The 14,882-nt window shown below is 69.0% G+C and carries 19 protein-coding genes and 1 pseudogene; 4 read left to right on the top strand and 16 right to left on the bottom strand.

Annotated elements, in window-relative coordinates; all coding sequences use genetic code 11:
* Window positions 1–37 precede the first annotated feature (37 nt).
* Window positions 38–502, bottom strand: coding sequence for a DUF3618 domain-containing protein (locus tag B9W62_RS29570; RefSeq protein WP_087810007.1), 465 nt, complete (start codon window positions 500–502; stop codon window positions 38–40).
* The gene (locus B9W62_RS29565; RefSeq protein WP_087810006.1) at window positions 499–918 is read right to left on the bottom strand and encodes a phage holin family protein; all 420 of its coding nucleotides are present in this window, start codon (window positions 916–918) and stop codon (window positions 499–501) included. Before B9W62_RS29565 ends, B9W62_RS29570 begins: the two co-directional genes overlap by 4 nt.
* A gap of 181 nt (window positions 919–1,099) precedes the next feature.
* Between B9W62_RS29565 and dapA the strand changes: the two genes are divergently transcribed.
* Window positions 1,100–2,023 carry a 4-hydroxy-tetrahydrodipicolinate synthase gene (gene dapA / locus B9W62_RS29560; protein WP_179235731.1) on the top strand — a complete coding sequence of 308 codons (924 nt, stop codon included), beginning with the start codon at window positions 1,100–1,102 and terminating at the stop codon, window positions 2,021–2,023.
* On the opposite strand, the gene B9W62_RS29555 is transcribed toward dapA, so the two are convergent.
* On the bottom strand, window positions 2,008–2,274 hold the full coding sequence (locus B9W62_RS29555) for a hypothetical protein (protein WP_087810004.1): 267 nt from the start codon (window positions 2,272–2,274) through the stop codon (window positions 2,008–2,010). The genes dapA and B9W62_RS29555 overlap by 16 nt on opposite strands.
* A gap of 119 nt (window positions 2,275–2,393) precedes the next feature.
* Between B9W62_RS29555 and B9W62_RS39785 the strand changes: the two genes are divergently transcribed.
* The 3 genes and pseudogenes from B9W62_RS39785 to B9W62_RS29545 form a co-directional block, all read left to right on the top strand.
* Window positions 2,394–2,582 carry a hypothetical protein gene (locus tag B9W62_RS39785; protein WP_179235730.1) on the top strand — a complete coding sequence of 63 codons (189 nt, stop codon included), beginning with the start codon at window positions 2,394–2,396 and terminating at the stop codon, window positions 2,580–2,582.
* 56 nt (window positions 2,583–2,638) lie between these two features.
* Window positions 2,639–3,340 (top strand): DNA alkylation repair protein, encoded by a 702-nt coding sequence (locus B9W62_RS29550; RefSeq protein ID WP_087810003.1) that lies wholly within the window; start codon window positions 2,639–2,641, stop codon window positions 3,338–3,340.
* Between the two features lie 41 nt (window positions 3,341–3,381).
* Window positions 3,382–3,588, top strand: a pseudogene (locus tag B9W62_RS29545) (NUDIX hydrolase); the annotation flags it as partial.
* On the opposite strand, the gene B9W62_RS29540 reads toward B9W62_RS29545, so the two are convergent.
* The 13 genes from B9W62_RS29540 to B9W62_RS29485 all read right to left on the bottom strand — a co-directional run bounded on the left by B9W62_RS29540 (window position 3,585) and on the right by B9W62_RS29485 (window position 14,733).
* On the bottom strand, window positions 3,585–4,124 hold the full coding sequence (locus tag B9W62_RS29540) for an HD domain-containing protein (RefSeq protein WP_256976628.1): 540 nt from the start codon (window positions 4,122–4,124) through the stop codon (window positions 3,585–3,587). The pseudogene B9W62_RS29545 and the gene B9W62_RS29540 sit on opposite strands and share 4 nt — an antisense overlap.
* Before the next feature lie 413 nt (window positions 4,125–4,537).
* Window positions 4,538–5,833 (bottom strand): AAA family ATPase, encoded by a 1,296-nt coding sequence (locus B9W62_RS40040; RefSeq protein ID WP_373433746.1) that lies wholly within the window; start codon window positions 5,831–5,833, stop codon window positions 4,538–4,540.
* Window positions 5,834–6,138: 305 nt separating this feature from the next.
* On the bottom strand, window positions 6,139–7,128 hold the full coding sequence (dapD, locus tag B9W62_RS29535) for a 2,3,4,5-tetrahydropyridine-2,6-dicarboxylate N-succinyltransferase (protein WP_087810002.1): 990 nt from the start codon (window positions 7,126–7,128) through the stop codon (window positions 6,139–6,141).
* 9 nt (window positions 7,129–7,137) lie between these two features.
* On the bottom strand, window positions 7,138–7,731 hold the full coding sequence (locus B9W62_RS29530; RefSeq protein ID WP_087810001.1) for a TetR/AcrR family transcriptional regulator: 594 nt from the start codon (window positions 7,729–7,731) through the stop codon (window positions 7,138–7,140).
* Window positions 7,731–8,051: a DMT family transporter gene (locus B9W62_RS29525; protein WP_087810000.1), complete on the bottom strand. Its 321-nt coding sequence runs from the start codon at window positions 8,049–8,051 to the stop codon at window positions 7,731–7,733. Before B9W62_RS29525 ends, B9W62_RS29530 begins: the two co-directional genes overlap by 1 nt.
* A gap of 103 nt (window positions 8,052–8,154) precedes the next feature.
* The gene (locus B9W62_RS29520; RefSeq protein ID WP_003976900.1) at window positions 8,155–8,487 is read right to left on the bottom strand and encodes a metal-sulfur cluster assembly factor; all 333 of its coding nucleotides are present in this window, start codon (window positions 8,485–8,487) and stop codon (window positions 8,155–8,157) included.
* Window positions 8,484–8,954 (bottom strand): Fe-S cluster assembly sulfur transfer protein SufU, encoded by a 471-nt coding sequence (sufU, locus tag B9W62_RS29515; RefSeq protein ID WP_087809999.1) that lies wholly within the window; start codon window positions 8,952–8,954, stop codon window positions 8,484–8,486. Before sufU ends, B9W62_RS29520 begins: the two co-directional genes overlap by 4 nt.
* A 17-nt stretch (window positions 8,955–8,971) precedes the next feature.
* Window positions 8,972–10,228, bottom strand: coding sequence for a cysteine desulfurase (locus B9W62_RS29510; protein ID WP_087809998.1), 1,257 nt, complete (start codon window positions 10,226–10,228; stop codon window positions 8,972–8,974).
* A complete protein-coding gene (gene sufC, locus B9W62_RS29505) occupies window positions 10,225–10,989 on the bottom strand; it encodes a Fe-S cluster assembly ATPase SufC (RefSeq protein WP_031046948.1) in 765 nt (254 codons plus the stop codon). Before sufC ends, B9W62_RS29510 begins: the two co-directional genes overlap by 4 nt.
* 7 nt (window positions 10,990–10,996) lie before the next feature.
* Window positions 10,997–11,314 carry a non-heme iron oxygenase ferredoxin subunit gene (locus tag B9W62_RS29500; RefSeq protein WP_053128856.1) on the bottom strand — a complete coding sequence of 106 codons (318 nt, stop codon included), beginning with the start codon at window positions 11,312–11,314 and terminating at the stop codon, window positions 10,997–10,999.
* Complete coding sequence (sufD, locus tag B9W62_RS29495; RefSeq protein ID WP_087809997.1) at window positions 11,311–12,495, bottom strand: Fe-S cluster assembly protein SufD; 1,185 nt, start codon at window positions 12,493–12,495, stop codon at window positions 11,311–11,313. Before sufD ends, B9W62_RS29500 begins: the two co-directional genes overlap by 4 nt.
* A 61-nt stretch (window positions 12,496–12,556) precedes the next feature.
* Complete coding sequence (sufB, locus tag B9W62_RS29490; RefSeq protein ID WP_003976894.1) at window positions 12,557–13,978, bottom strand: Fe-S cluster assembly protein SufB; 1,422 nt, start codon at window positions 13,976–13,978, stop codon at window positions 12,557–12,559.
* A complete protein-coding gene (locus B9W62_RS29485; protein ID WP_087809996.1) occupies window positions 13,975–14,733 on the bottom strand; it encodes a helix-turn-helix transcriptional regulator in 759 nt (252 codons plus the stop codon). The genes sufB and B9W62_RS29485 overlap by 4 nt, the downstream gene beginning before the upstream one ends.
* Window positions 14,734–14,882: the final 149 nt, after the last annotated feature.

Below are 14,882 nucleotides of genomic sequence, written 5' to 3'. Positions count from 1 at the left end.
TGGAGCCTCTCGCCGCACCGCGTTCCCTGACGTGCGCTCAGCAGTGCCCGTGGTGACGGCGCCGTACGAGGCTCGCCGCGACCACCATGCCCGCCGCCGCCCCGGCGGCCAGCACGACCCGCGGGTGGCCGAGCCCCGCCCGCACCGCGCCGCGGGCCCGCCCGGACGGCGCGTGAGGTTCCGTGGCCTCCTTGGCCCGGCCCGCCCTGTCGTGCGCGGCGTGTCCGGCGCGGCCCGCCCTGTCCTGCACGGTGTGCCCGGCGTGCGCGGCGGAACTGCGCAGCTGGACGCCCATGGCGCCCGCCTTGTCCTTCAGGTCGGCGGCGCGGGCCTTGGCGCGGCCCTTCACGTCGGCCTTGCCGGCCAGCTCCTCCACGGTGTCGCCGAGCTGCCCGCGGGTCTCCTCGATCTGCCGCCGCAGCTCGTCGGGGCCCTTCGCCCCGCCGACCGGCTGCGCGGTGGAGCCGCTCCTCGAACCGTCCCGGCTCGTCGCGTCGGTCATCGATGTGCCCTTTCCCTGATCTGGTCGACGTCGGCCCTGACGCTGCCGAGGGTCTCCTCGGGCTTGGGCGGCACGGCCCGGCGGAGCTGGGCGCGACCGGTCATGGCGAGGACGCCGGCGATCACGAAGAGCGCCGCCGTCACGATGAGCGCCGCGGCCCAGACGGGCAGGACCAGCGAGAGCGCGGCGGTGGCCGTGCCGGCCAGGGCGAACAGGCCCACGTAGGCGATGGCGCCCGCGGCACCGAGCATGCCGCCGCCGCGCCCGGCCCGCTTGCCCTTCTCGGCCAGTTCCATCTTGGCGAGGGCCACTTCCTGGCGTACGAGCCGGGAGAGCTGTTCGGTGGCCTGCCCGACGAGTTCGCCCACGGAGTGCTGCTCGTCGTGCACCGGCCTGGTGTGCATGGTTCCGGTCACGGTGTTCCCGCCTCCTCTCGGTTCGGAGCACCCCGGGTACCCCGGGCCGAGCGGCGCTACCCCTGCCGGCCCCGGCGTCGCCGCCGACACCCCGCCGGACATCCACACCGAAGCATTCCTTACAGATATCTCGTAGAAAAATTAAGTGGAGCTACACTGTCGGGGCGCCGACACTACTCCCATGACGACAGACGACGACCGCCCCGCCGCCCCCTTCGGCCGCACCCTGTGCGCCATGGTCACGCCCTTCACCGAGTCCGGCGCGCTCGACCTCGACGGTGCCCGGCGGCTCGCCGAGCACCTGGTCTCCCGGGGCTGCGACGGCCTGGTGCTCTCGGGCACCACGGGCGAGTCGCCGACCACCACGGACGCCGAGAAGGCGGCGCTGGTGACGGCGGTCCGGGAGGCGGTCGGAGACCGTGCGGCACTCGTCGCCGGGGTCGGCACGGCGGACACCCGGCACACCGTGGAACTGGCCCTGGCCGCCGAGAAGGCGGGCGCGGACGGACTGCTGGTGGTCGCGCCCTACTACAGCAGGCCCCCGCAGGACGCCCTGGAGGCGCACTTCCGCGAGGTCGCCGACGCGAGCGGCCTGCCCGTGATGCTCTACGACATCCCGGGCCGCACCGGCACCCGCATCGAACCCGACACCCTGATCCGCCTCGCCGGGCACCCCCGGATCGTCGCCGTCAAGGACTGCTCCTACGACCTCCTCGGCGCCCAGAAGGTGCTGTCCCGCACCGGCCTGGCGTACTACGCGGGCTGCGACGAGCAGGTACTCGCCCTGTACGCGGTCGGGGCCGCGGGCTGCGTCAGCACCGTGGCGAACGTGGTGCCGGGCCTGTTCCGGTCCGTCCTCGACGCCTTCGACGCGGGCGACACCGGCCGGGCCGCGCTGCTCCAGCGGCGGGCGATTCCGCTGATCGAGTCGATGATGGCGGCCGGTCTCCCCGGCACGGTCACCGCGAAGGCCCTCCTGGGCGCCCTGGGCCTCCCGGCGGGCCCGGTCCGCGCACCGCTGCGGCCCGCGGACCGGGAGACCACGGCCGGTCTGCTGGCGGCCTACGAGGAACTGGCCGCCCGCTCCGGTCAGTCCCAGGCGTAGCCGTCGCCGAAGAGCAGGGTGTGCTCCAGCACGTCCTCCGCGGGGTCGTCGATCTGCCCGACGTGGACGTTGAGGAGCCCCACCCGGGGGCCGTTGTGCGAGCCGGTCGTCGTCTCGTCGGCGTGCGCGGCGCCCGCGGCCCACACCGACCCGCAGCACACCAGCACCGCGGCCCCCGCCCCGGCCAGCAGGCGGCGGGCCGCGGCCCTCACCCGCTCGTTCGGCCTCTCGGGCGTGTTCTCAGGCGTCATCCCAGGTCCTCGTCTCGTCGGATCGGCGTCTGATCGGACTCTGCGTCCACCCGTTCATCCGCCAAGACCACCGGAAAGTCACGGGCGGTCATCCGTACGTGCGGGTTACGGTGCGCGCGATGAGCAGAAGACGCTACGTGGCCCGGGGCGTCCCGGGCGGATACCGGATCTGGGACACCAAGGGCCGCCGCTGGTGGGGCGACCACTACGAACTGTGCCCCGACGACCTGTTGACCGAGCTGAACGGCACGGCGGACCAGGCCCGCGTCACCGCGCTGCTGAAGAGGTACCGCGCCCTGAAACGCTGAGCGCCGTAGGCTGAGCCCCCGCGAATGACCGCCGGGAACGACAGGAGGCGACCGAGGTGCCGGAGCAGACGACCGACCCTACGGTGGCCGAGGTGACGGCCGAGCTGGCCGCGCTGGAGGACCCGCGGGTCCGGGCCGTGAACGAGAAGCACGGCGACGACCACGGCGTGAACCTCACCAGGCTGCGCGCACTCGCGAAGCGCCTGAAGACCCGGCCCGCACTCGCACGCGGCCTCTGGGCCACGGACGACACCGCCGCACGCCTGCTGAGCCTCCTGATCTGCCGCCCCAAGTCCTACGACCGCGCCGAACTGGACACCATGCTGCGCGAGGCCCGCACCCCCAAGGTGCACGACTGGCTCGTGAACTACGTGGTGAAGAAGAACCCGCACGCCGAGGAACTGCGCGTGACCTGGACCGCCGACCCGGACCCGGTGGTCGCGAGCGCCGGCTGGGCCCTCACCACCGAACGCGTGACGAAGGAGCCGGCCGGTCTCGACCTCACGGCCCTGCTGGACACCGTCGAGTCCGAGATGAAGGACGCCCCGGACCGCCTGCAATGGGCGATGAACCACTGCCTGGCCCGCATCGGCATCGACCACCCGGAACACCGCCCCCGCGCCCTCACCATCGGCGAACGCCTCGAAGTCCTGAAGGACTACCCCACTCCCCCGGGCTGCACCTCCCCGTACGCCCCGGCCTGGATCACGGAGATCGTGCGCCGCCAACAGCAGAGCCTCACCCCTTCAACCACGTGAGCGCCCTCCCCGCAACGGAACGGACAGGGCGCCCACAGAACCTGGCGTACGACAACGGCGAGGTCCGCCAGCAGTTCTCCATCTGCTTCCGAGCCCGCATCGTCGGCGGCGAGCTGCGCACGAGTAGTGAGAGCAAGGAGGTGGCGTTCGTGGACCCGAGCCGACTCGACAACCTGAACATCCACCCGTCGATGCGGATGCGGATCGATCACGGCCTGTCCGACGAGACCGCCCCCCACATCGGCTAACCAGCGAGGTGAGCGCGCGTCCGCTCGACGGCGGCCCCGAGGTACGGACGCGCCTTGCTGATCGCGTTGTGCACTTCGCTGCCCAGCGCGTACCGCTCCAGGATCTCGTCAATGCGGCGATCGAAGTCGAAGGACTGCCCGGCCGGGCCGGTCGTCATGTCCGCGTAGATCAGGGCATCGAGCACCGGGGAGTCTTCCCGCTCGTAGACGTCCAGCTCCGCAGTCAGCCCACGCCGTTCGGCCGCGTAGACAGCCCCGGAGTGATGAGCGACCAGGCGCACCAGCCGTGTCGGCGCCCCGAGCGATTCGAGATGCCGCACGCCATCGATCGGGTGGAAACCCGTGCCCCGCAGCTCGGGCGCGTAGCCGAGGTCATGCAGCCAGGCCGCAGCGACGAGTAGATCGCGATCCTCCTCGGGCACAGCCGCAGACGCCTCCTGGGCGCGAGCCGCGACGGCCTGAGTGTGCAGCCAGCGGTTCCCGAGCGGGGGCAACAACGATTCGGCCAGTTCGGCAACGCCTTGGGGCGTGTCCAATCCAGAGGGCATAGGTCGCACGGCAGCCGAGACGGGCACGTAGCCGACAGTCCGGGAGTGTCCGTTCCGGATCATGGGCGCGGTAGAACTTTCCCTACTTCATCAAGGCCCGCGCACGGCGCGGGCACGCGCCGCCTCTACGGCGCGGCCCGCCTCCTGTCTTCGCCCCGGCTGGCCGCGCCCGGCGGCGCGCTCGGCGGCTGCGGGCATGAAGGTGGGAGACACCCTCTGTGGCTGGGCGGTCGGCTCCACGACTTTAGGCAGCCACTTTGGGGCGAGCCTCTAAGATCTTGGCCCCAACGTCGTGCTTTAACGGGCAGGTCCACAGACTGCCCGACTCGCCATCACCTTACAGGGCCAAGATCACTCGCCCCAAAGCAGCTCCAGCCCAAAGCCGCTCCCCCGACCTGATGTCACGCCTCGCGCCGCAACTTGCTTCGGTGATACGCAACAAGCCAACCATTACTCGTTACCGAAATCGTCTTCCGCCGCTGATCGTCTTCGTCAATCACGCTGTCTAGCAGGTTCGCCTCTTCAAGTCGCTGGAGGTGAAAACGCATGGCCTGTGAACTATTGAAGCCGAAATCCTCATAGTCACTCGGAGCCATTGACCCACCAGCGTCGGCAATCTTGTCAAAGAGAGTCCACTGGCCGGGCTGAAGCGGTGCCGCCGTGGAGTACTCCGCCGCAGTTATGTCGATCCATTCCTCAAGCAATTCACGCTTCTCGGCCGGAGGAGATTCCGACTTCCCCTCCTCATCGAGCCATAGAGCAAAGTCCTGTGCATGCTTGAAGGAGTTGCGCAGGTTAGCATTGGATATCTTATAGATGTGCGCGAACCCTTCAGGATCCACGGGTGCATCGGGGTCTGGTCGAGTGGAATAGTGTGCGAGACGCCGCCGCACAAGCTCTGGCACATCTTCGTCCGGAACCGGCTTAAGATCGATCGGGCGTCCAATGCGCCCAGACAGTCGCGGCGATGACACAACGCTGCGAACGATTCCCTTGGCCCCGCACAACACCCATCGGACTCCGGGGAGGGACAAAATACTGTCGCGCACAGCCTCCAGCGCTTGCCGAGCATCGGCCGAGGTACGCAGAAGTTCTATGTTATCGATTACTCCGACGAAGGCGCCGTGCTCACGGGTAGGAAAAGTCGTGTGGAGGCAATCCCTCACCAACTGCCGGAACCCGGCATCTGTAAAACCCTGCCCGGTGTTAGCAGAAACACTGCGGGTGACATTCCCGCCCACTCCGACTACAGAAAGGCCGCCACCGCCTCCGTAGATGAATGGGGATCCTAGCCACTTCTCCAGTTCCGACGTGTCGAAGGTGTTGAACCCCAAGTCGTCCAAGATCTTCACGTTAGCGACATAGGCTCTGGCAATAGCAAAGTAGGCGTCCCGCTCCAACTCGTCCACTCCGGACTTCATCTGAATGATGTCCGGAATCGGGATAAGCAACTGTTGGGATCGACCCGCAACAAAATCCTGTTCGGCTCGATATGCAGCAACTGCAACAAGACTCGTCTTACCGGATCCGTTATCACCCTCGATTGTCGGGTGAGTGTCAGTCGAGGTCAGCTGTGTGGTGAGCTTCCGCAGTTCCTTGTCTCGCCCGACGATGAGTTCCGATCCTTCTGCGTTCGGAGCAAGTGGATTGACCGTATAGGGGTTAGCAGAGTAACCAAGCTGATTCCACAGTGACATTTTCAACCCCCAGACGATGCCGACAAGGCCCCCCAAGTCGTCGGAGGAAGGCCTCCGCAGCCCCATCAGCCGACCCAGGAAGTCACAGTTTACGGTCCCGCCGAGGGCAACGAGCCTTTGTGCTGCAATTGATCGCCTCGCAGACCTGCCTGCGCTGTCGCCTGGACACAACCGAGCGCCCTCCCGTGCCGTCCTAGGGCCGTGGAAGGGCGCTCAGTGTTGACCAACGTCGACAGCTGCCGACAGCTCGGCAGCAGGTCAGGGCGTTGATCGGTAAGGTGGCCGCAGGTCACGGCCGTCCGTGATCAGTTGTGGCTGTGCAGCACCTCGTTCAGGCCGCCCCACACCGCGTTGTTCGGGCGGGCCTCGACCGTGCCGGTGACCGAGTTGCGGCGGAAGAGGATGTTGGAGGCGCCGGAGAGTTCGCGGGCCTTGACGACCTGGCCGTCGGGCATCGTGACGCGGGTGCCCGCGGTGACGTAGAGGCCGGCCTCGACCACGCACTCGTCGCCCAGGGCGATGCCGACGCCCGCCTCGGCACCGACCAGGCAGCGCTCGCCGATGACGATGCGGACGTTGCCGCCGCCGGACAGGGTGCCCATGGTGGAGGCGCCGCCGCCGATGTCGGAGCCGTCGCCGACGACGACGCCCGCGGAGATGCGGCCCTCGACCATGGAGGTGCCGAGCGTGCCGGCGTTGAAGTTGACGAAGCCCTCGTGCATGACCGTGGTGCCCTCGGCCAGGTGCGCGCCGAGCCGGACGCGGTCGGCGTCGGCGATGCGGACGCCCTTGGGGGCGACGTAGTCCGTCATGCGGGGGAACTTGTCGATCGAGGTGACCTGGAGGTGCAGGCCCTCGGCGCGGGCGTTGAGGCGGACCTTCTCGATGTCGTCGACGGCGACCGGGCCGAGCGAGGTCCAGGCGACGTTGGCGAGGTGGGCGAAGATGCCGTCCAGGCTCTGGCCGTGCGGCTTGACCAGGCGGTGGGAGAGCAGGTGCAGCCGCAGGTAGACGTCGTGCGTGTCGACCGGCTTCTCGTCCAGCGAGGAGATGACCGTGCGGACCGCGACGACCTCGACGCCGCGGCGGGCGTCCGGACCGACCGCGGCGGTGGCGCCGCCGCCCAGGAGTTCGGCGGCCTGCTCGGCGGTGAGGCGCTCGGTGCCGGAGGGACCGGGCTCGTCGGACAGGGCGGGGGCCGGGAACCAGGTGTCGAGGACGGTGCCGTCGGCGGCGATCGTGGCGAGGCCGGCGGCCACGGCGCCGGTGGTGCGGGGAGCAGTCGTGTCGGTCATGAGGGCAACCTAACCGGCCGTCGCCGGTGGAAGCGAGCCGGGCCCGCGGCCGTCTCGGGTGGCGGGCGCGGGGATCAGCCGGGTCAGCACCTGGCAGGCGTACTCCTCGTCGTACGGCGTGTCCGTCAGCAGGACCTGGAGGCAGATGCCGTCGAGTACGGCGACCAGGGCGCGGGCCGTCATGGGGTCGGTGCGGGCGGCGAGCAGGGCGCCCACGCCCTCGGCCCACTCGGCGGCGACCGGGCGCAGCGCGGGGCGGCGCAGGGCGGCGAGGTACAGCTCGTACTCCAGCTCCACGCCGGTGCGGTCGCCGCCGAGCCATTCGCCGAGGACGCGGGCGAGTTCGCCGGGCAGGTCGGCTTCGGGGTCGGACAGGGCGGGGTGGGCGGCGACGACCCGGGCGAAGCCCTCGTTGGCCTGGCGCAGTGCGGCGACCATGAGGTCGTCCAGGGTCGCGAAGTGGTAGGTCGTGGAGCCGAGCGGCACGTCCGCCTCGGCGGCGACGGTGCGGTGGCTGAGGCCGGCGATGCCCTTCCGTCCGACGACCCGGATCGCGGCGTCGATGATGCGCTGGCGGCGCTCCGGGTCGTGGCGGCGGACCATCAGTGCGCCCCGCCCAGATTGAGGACGACGACGCCGATGATGATCAGCGCGATGCCGGCGGCCTTGGTGAGGGTCATCCCCTCGCCCATGAAGGCGACCCCGATGGTGGCGATGGCGGCCGTGCCCACTCCGGCCCAGATGGCGTACGCCGTGCCGACGGCGAGGATCTTCAGGGTCTGGGCGAGGAGCGCGAAGGACAGGACGTACGCGAGGGCCGTCACCAGGGACGGCACCAGCCTGCTGAAACCCTCGCTGTACTTCATGGCGGTGGTGCCGGCGACCTCGGCGGCGATGGCTCCGGCCAGGAGCAGATATCCCATGTGTACGAGCGTACATAACCAGGACGCGGGCGGGGAGCGAACACGGAAGAACGGCGGCACCCGAGGGTGTCGCCGTTCTCCACAGCCGTCGTGCCGGTACGGCTCAGACGTTGAACCCGAGCGCGCGCAGCTGCTCGCGGCCGTCGTCGGTGATCTTGTCGGGGCCCCACGGCGGCATCCAGACCCAGTTGATGCGCAGCTCGCTGACGAGGCCGTCCGTGGCGGACTTGGCCTGGTCCTCGATCACGTCGGTCAGCGGACAGGCCGCCGACGTCAGGGTCATGTCGACGGTGGCGATGTTCGCGTCGTCGACGTGGATGCCGTAGATCAGGCCGAGGTTGACGACGTCGATGCCCAGCTCGGGGTCCACGACGTCCATCAGGGCCTCGCGGAGCTCCTCCTCCGAGGCCGGCTTCATCTCCAGGGTCTCGCTCATGCCGTCGTCTCCTTCTCGGCGTCGGCGCCGTCCAGCGCCTGTGCCGTCGCGTCCTTCCAGGCCATCCAGCTCAGCAGGGCGCACTTGACCCGGGCCGGGTACTTCGAGACCCCGGCGAACGCGACCGCGTCCTCCAGGACCTCCTCCATCGCGTCGTCGGGCTCGACCTTGCCCTTGGACTGCATCAGCTCCAGGAAGGTCTCCTGGATCTGCTGCGCCTGGGCCAGGTCCTTGCCGACCAGCAGGTCGTTCAGCACGGAGGCGCTCGCCTGGCTGATGGAGCAGCCCTGGCCCTCGTAGCTGACGTCGCTGATCGTCGTGCCGTCGTACTTCACGCGGAGCGTGATCTCGTCCCCGCAGGTGGGGTTGACGTGGTGGACCTCGGCGTCGCCATCCCGCAAGCCCCGCCCGTGCGGGTTCTTGTAGTGGTCCAGGATGACTTCCTGGTACATGGAGTCCAGCTTCATGCTCTTCGCTCGTCCCGTCAGCCGAAGAAGTTCCGTACGTGCTCCAGGCCGTCGACCAGCGCGTCGATCTCGGCCGGCGTGGAGTACAGATAGAACGACGCTCGCGTGGTCGCAGGAATTCCGTAGCGCAGGCAGACGGGACGGGCGCAGTGGTGGCCGACCCGGACCGCGATGCCCTGCTCGTCGAGGACCTGGCCCACGTCGTGCGGGTGGATGTCCCCCAGCGTGAAGCTGATCGCCGCGCCGCGCTCCTCGGCCGTGGTGGGGCCGATGATGCGCAGGTCCGGGACCTCCAGCAGGCGCTTGACGGCGTACTCGGTCAGCGCGTGCTCGTGGGCGAGGATCTTGTCCATGCCGATCGAGTTGAGGTAGTCGATCGCCGCGCCGAGACCGACCGCCTGGGCGACCGGGGGCGTACCCGCCTCGAACTTGTGCGGGGCCGGGGCGTAGGTGGAGGAGTGCATCGAGACGGTCTCGATCATCTCGCCGCCGCCGAGGAACGGCGGGAGGTCCTCCAGCAGCTCCTGGCGCCCCCACAGGACGCCGATGCCGGTCGGGCCGCACATCTTGTGGCCGGTGAAGGCCACGAAGTCGGCCTGGAGGGCCTGTACGTCCAGCGGCATGTGCGGCGCGGCCTGGGAGGCGTCGATGCAGACCAGCGCGCCGACCTCCTGGGCGCGGCGCACGATCGCCTCGACCGGGTTCTGGGTGCCCAGAATGTTGGAGACCAGCACGAAGGAGACGATCTTCGTCTTCTCGGTGATGACCTCGTCGATGTTGGACAGGTCCAGGCGGCCGTCGTCCGTGAGGCCGAACCAGCGGAGCTTCGCACCGGTGCGCTGCGCGAGCAGCTGCCACGGCACGATGTTGGAGTGGTGCTCCATCTCCGTGATGACGATCTCGGTCTCGTGGTCCACGCGGTAGGGCTCGTCGGCCCAGCCCAGCATGTTGGCGACCAGGTTGAGGGACTCCGAGGCGTTCTTGGTGAAGATCACCTCGTCGCGCGAGGGCGCGTTGACGAACTCCGCGACCTTGTCACGCGCGCCCTCGTACAGCGCCGTGGCCTCCTCGGCGAGGACGTGCACGCCGCGGTGGACGTTGGCGTTGTAGCGCTCGTAGTACTCGCTGAGCGCGTCCAGCACCTGCCGCGGCTTCTGGCTGGTCGCCGCGTTGTCCAGGTACACGAGCTTGTGCCCGTCGTGGACCTGGCGGTCCAGGATGGGGAAGTCCTTGCGGATCGCCTCTGTGTCGAGGAGGCCCGGCAGCTGTGTCACTCGGATGCGCCGCCCTTCGTGTATGCCTCGTAGCCCTCGGCCTCCAGCTTGTCGGCCAGCTCGGCGCCACCGGACTCGGCGATGCGTCCGTTGGCGAAGACGTGGACGTGGTCGGGCTTGATGTAGCGCAGGATGCGCGTGTAGTGCGTGATCAGCAGCGTGCCGACCTCGCCGGTCTCGCGGACGCGGTTGACGCCCTCGGAGACGACGCGCAGGGCGTCGACGTCCAGTCCGGAGTCGGTCTCGTCGAGGATGGCGACCTTCGGCTTGAGCAGCTCCAGCTGGAGGATCTCGTGGCGCTTCTTCTCACCGCCGGAGAAGCCCTCGTTGACGTTGCGCTCGGCGAAGGCGGGGTCCATGTTGAGGCGCTCCATGGCCTCCTTGACCTCCTTGACCCAGTGCCGCAGCTTGGGGGCCTCGCCGCGGACGGCGGTGGCGGAGGTGCGCAGGAAGTTGGAGACGGAGACGCCGGGGACCTCGACCGGGTACTGCATGGCGAGGAAGAGGCCGGCGCGGGCGCGCTCGTCGACGGACATCTCCAGGACGTCCTCGCCGTCGAGGGTGACGGTGCCGCCGGTGATCGTGTACTTGGGGTGACCGGCCAGCGAGTAGGCGAGGGTCGACTTGCCGGAGCCGTTGGGGCCCATGATGGCGTGCGTCTCGCCCTGCTTCACGGTCAGGTCGACGCCCTTGAGGATCTCCTTCGTGGCGTTGTCGGCCTCGACGGTGACGTGCAGGTCTCGGATTTCAAGCGTTGCCATGGGTGCCTCAGGACTCCTGGGTGAGGGAGACGAGCACGTCGTCCCCTTCGATCTTTACGGGGTAAACGGGGACGGGGCGCGTCGCCGGCAGACTGTCGGGCTTGCCGGAGCGGAGGTCGAAGCGCGAGCCGTGCAGCCAGCACTCGATGTGGCAGTCGTCGACCTCGCCCTCGGCCAGCGAGACGTTCGCGTGCGAGCAGATGTCGTTGATCGCGAAGACCTCGCCCTCGGTCCGCACGACGGAGATCGGCGTGCCGTCGAGTTCCACCCGCTTGGGGGTGTCCTCCTCCAGCTCGTCCGCTCCACAGACGCGTACGAAGGTCATGCGACCGACGCCTCCAGCTCCTGGGCGATCTTGCTGAGCAGGCGCTCCTCGATGTCGGCGACGCCGATCTGCTGGACCAGCTCGGCGAAGAAGCCGTGGACCACCAGGCGGCGGGCGTCCAGCTCGGGGATGCCGCGCGCCATCAGGTAGAAGAGCTGCTCGTCGTCGAAGCGGCCGGTCGCGGAGGCGTGGCCGGCGCCGACGATCTCGCCGGTCTCGATCTCCAGGTTCGGCACGGAGTCGACCCGCGCGCCGTCGGTGAGGACGAGGTTGCGGTTCATCTCGTAGGTGTCGGTGCCCTCGGCCGCGGCCTCGATGAGCACGTCGCCGATCCACACCGCGTGCGCGTCGTCGCCCTGGAGCGCGCCCTTGTAGACGACGTTGGACTTGCAGTGCGGGACGTTGTGGTCGACCAGGAGGCGGTGCTCCTGGTGCTGGCCGGCGTCGGTGAAGTACAGGCCGAACAGCTCGGCCTCGCCGCCGGGTCCGGCGTAGGCCACGCGCGGGTGGAGGCGGACCAGGTCGCCTCCGAAGGTGACGACGAAGGACTTGAAGGTGGCGTCGCGGCCGACGAGCGCGTTGTGCTGGCCGACGTGCACGGCCTTGTCGTCCCAGTCCTGGACGGAGACGACGGTCAGCTTGGCGCCGTCGCCCAGGACGTAGTCGACGTTGGCGGCGAGGACCGCGTCACCGGTGTGGTCGATGACGACGACGGCCTCGGCGAAGGCGCCCAGCTCGACGACCTGGTGGGCGTAGGCGGTGCCGCCCTCGCCGTGCACGACGATGCGGATCGGCTCGGTGAGGACCGTCTCCTTGGGGACGGTGATCACGCCGGCCTTCTCGAACGCCGAGTAGGCCTGGGCGGCGACCCGGTCCACGGGGGTCCCGGCCCTGCCGATGCGCGCGTCGTCGCGGCCGACGGTCTCGACGACGACGCCCTCGGGCGCCTCGACGTCGACCTTCACGCCGTCGCCGGTGGCGACGGCGGTGCCGTCGTGCAGCCCGCGCAGCCGCTCCAGCGGGGTGAACCGCCATTCCTCCTCGCGGCCGTGGGGGACCGGGAAGTCCGCCACGTCGAAGGACGCGGGCGCGCTCATGCGCGTGGCGACGGTCGACTCGGCGGCCACCGCGATCTGGCCCGCGGTGGTGGACCCCACGGGGATGTTCTGAGCCTCAGCCATGGCTGTCGGTCTGCTCTCTTCCTACGTTCCTGGATCTGGTGACTGCGGTGGGGGGCGGGGGTCAGCCGACCGCGCCCTCCATTTGCAGCTCGATCAGCCGGTTGAGCTCGAGGGCGTACTCCATGGGCAGCTCCTTGGCGATCGGCTCGACGAAGCCGCGCACGATCATCGCCATCGCCTCGAACTCGCTCAGACCGCGGCTCATCAGGTAGAAGAGCTGGTCCTCGGAGACCTTGGAGACGGTCGCCTCGTGGCCCATGGACACGTCGTCCTCGCGGACGTCCACGTAGGGGTACGTGTCGGAGCGGGAGATGGTGTCGACCAGCAGCGCGTCGCACAGCACGTTCGACTTGGAGCCGTGGGCGCCCTCGCCGATCTCGACGAGACCGCGGTAGGAGGTGCGCCCGCCGCCGCGCGCCACGGACTTCGAGACGATGTTGGAGGAGGTGTTCGGCGCCATGTGGACCATCTTGGAGCCGGCGTCCTGGTGCTGGCCCTCGCCCGCGAAGGCGATGGAGAGGGTCTCGCCCTTGGCGTGCTCGCCCATCAGGTAGACGGCCGGGTACTTCATCGTCACCTTGGAGCCGATGTTGCCGTCGATCCACTCCATGGTCGCGCCCTCGTACGCCACGGCGCGCTTGGTGACCAGGTTGTAGACGTTGTTCGACCAGTTCTGGATGGTCGTGTAGCGGCAGCGGGCGTTCTTCTTGACGATGATCTCGACGACCGCGGAGTGCAGCGAGTCCGACTTGTAGATCGGCGCGGTGCAGCCCTCGACGTAGTGCACGTAGGCACCCTCGTCGACGATGATCAGGGTCCGCTCGAACTGGCCCATGTTCTCCGTGTTGATACGGAAGTAGGCCTGGAGCGGGATCTCTACGTGCACGCCCTTCGGCACGTAGATGAAGGAGCCGCCGGACCACACGGCGCTGTTCAGCGAGGCGAACTTGTTGTCACCGACGGGGATGACGGTGCCGAAGTACTCCTTGAAGAGCTCCGGGTGCTCCTTCAGGGCCGTGTCGGTGTCCAGGAAGATGACGCCCTGCTCCTCCAGGTCCTCGCGGATCTGGTGGTAGACGACCTCGGACTCGTACTGCGCGGCGACACCGGCGACGAGGCGCTGCTTCTCCGCCTCGGGGATGCCGAGCTTGTCGTACGTGTTCTTGATGTCCTCGGGCAGGTCCTCCCAGGACTCCGCCTGCTTCTCCGTGGAGCGCACGAAGTACTTGATGTTGTCGAAGTCGATCCCCGACAGGTCCGAGCCCCAGTTCGGCATGGGCTTCTTCTCGAAGAGGCGCAGGCCCTTGAGCCGGAGCTTGGTCATCCACTCCGGCTCGTTCTTCTTCGCGGAGATGTCGCGGACGACGTCCTCGTTGATGCCGCGCTTGGCAGAGGCGCCGGCCGTGTCGGAGTCGGCCCAGCCGTATTCGTACTTGCCCAGGCCCTCGAGCTCGGGGTGAGCAGTCTCCGTGGGGAGAGTCATGCGGGGTTCCTCCCGGCCGTGCTTGCAGATGCGTTAGCGGTGTTCTCGGACGCGCGCGCCGGGGGTGGCGCGTGCGAAGTCTTCGGAATGAACGTGGTGCAGACCCCGTCGCCGTGCGCGATGGTCGCGAGCCGCTGTACATGCGTACCGAGCAGCTCGGCGAAAAATTCCGTCTCCGCCTCGCACAGCTGCGGGAACTGCTCCGCGACGTGGGCGACCGGGCAGTGGTGCTGGCACAGCTGCTCGCCCTGCTGGGGGTGGGGTGCGCTCCGCGCGGTAGCAGCGTACCCGTCCTCGCTCAGGGCCTTGGCCAGGGCTTCGGCGCGCTTTTCGGCGGGGACGGACTCGACGGCCGCGCGGTACGCGCCCGACTGGGCGGCGATCCGGGCGCGGGCGAAGGCGGCGATCGCCTGCTCCCCGCCCTCCCGCTCGGCGATCCAGCGCAGGGCGTCGGCGGCCAGCTTGTCGTACGACTGGTCGAAGGCGTCCCGGCCGCAGTCGGTGAGCGCGAAGACCTTGGCGGGCCGCCCGCGCGTGCGCGCGCCGTAGACCCGCTGCTCGCGGGGCTCGACCACGTCGTCGGCGACCAGGGCGTCGAGGTGGCGCCGGACGGCGGCCTGGGTCAGGCCCAGGCGTCCGGCGAGCTCGGCGACAGTGGACGGCCCGTGGTCCAGGATGGAGCGCGCGACCCGGTTGCGGGTGGACCGCTCACCGGTCGCGAGTTCCTCCTGCGGAGCCTCACCGACGTTTTTCACAACGCCATTGTTGCGTAATTCCTCCGGGGCGGGCAAGCCGCGTCCGGATCATCGAACGGTGCCCTGCGTCACTTAGGCATACCTAAGCTGACCTGCGGAAACGATCTTTGATCGATCAGCCGCCGGGCAATCCACTGGCGTCCGCGGCC

The organism is Streptomyces sp. CS113, from assembly GCF_002188365.1.
GTDB lineage: Bacteria > Actinomycetota > Actinomycetes > Streptomycetales > Streptomycetaceae > Streptomyces > Streptomyces tendae.
This window is presented reverse-complemented; position numbering and strand designations above follow the sequence as displayed.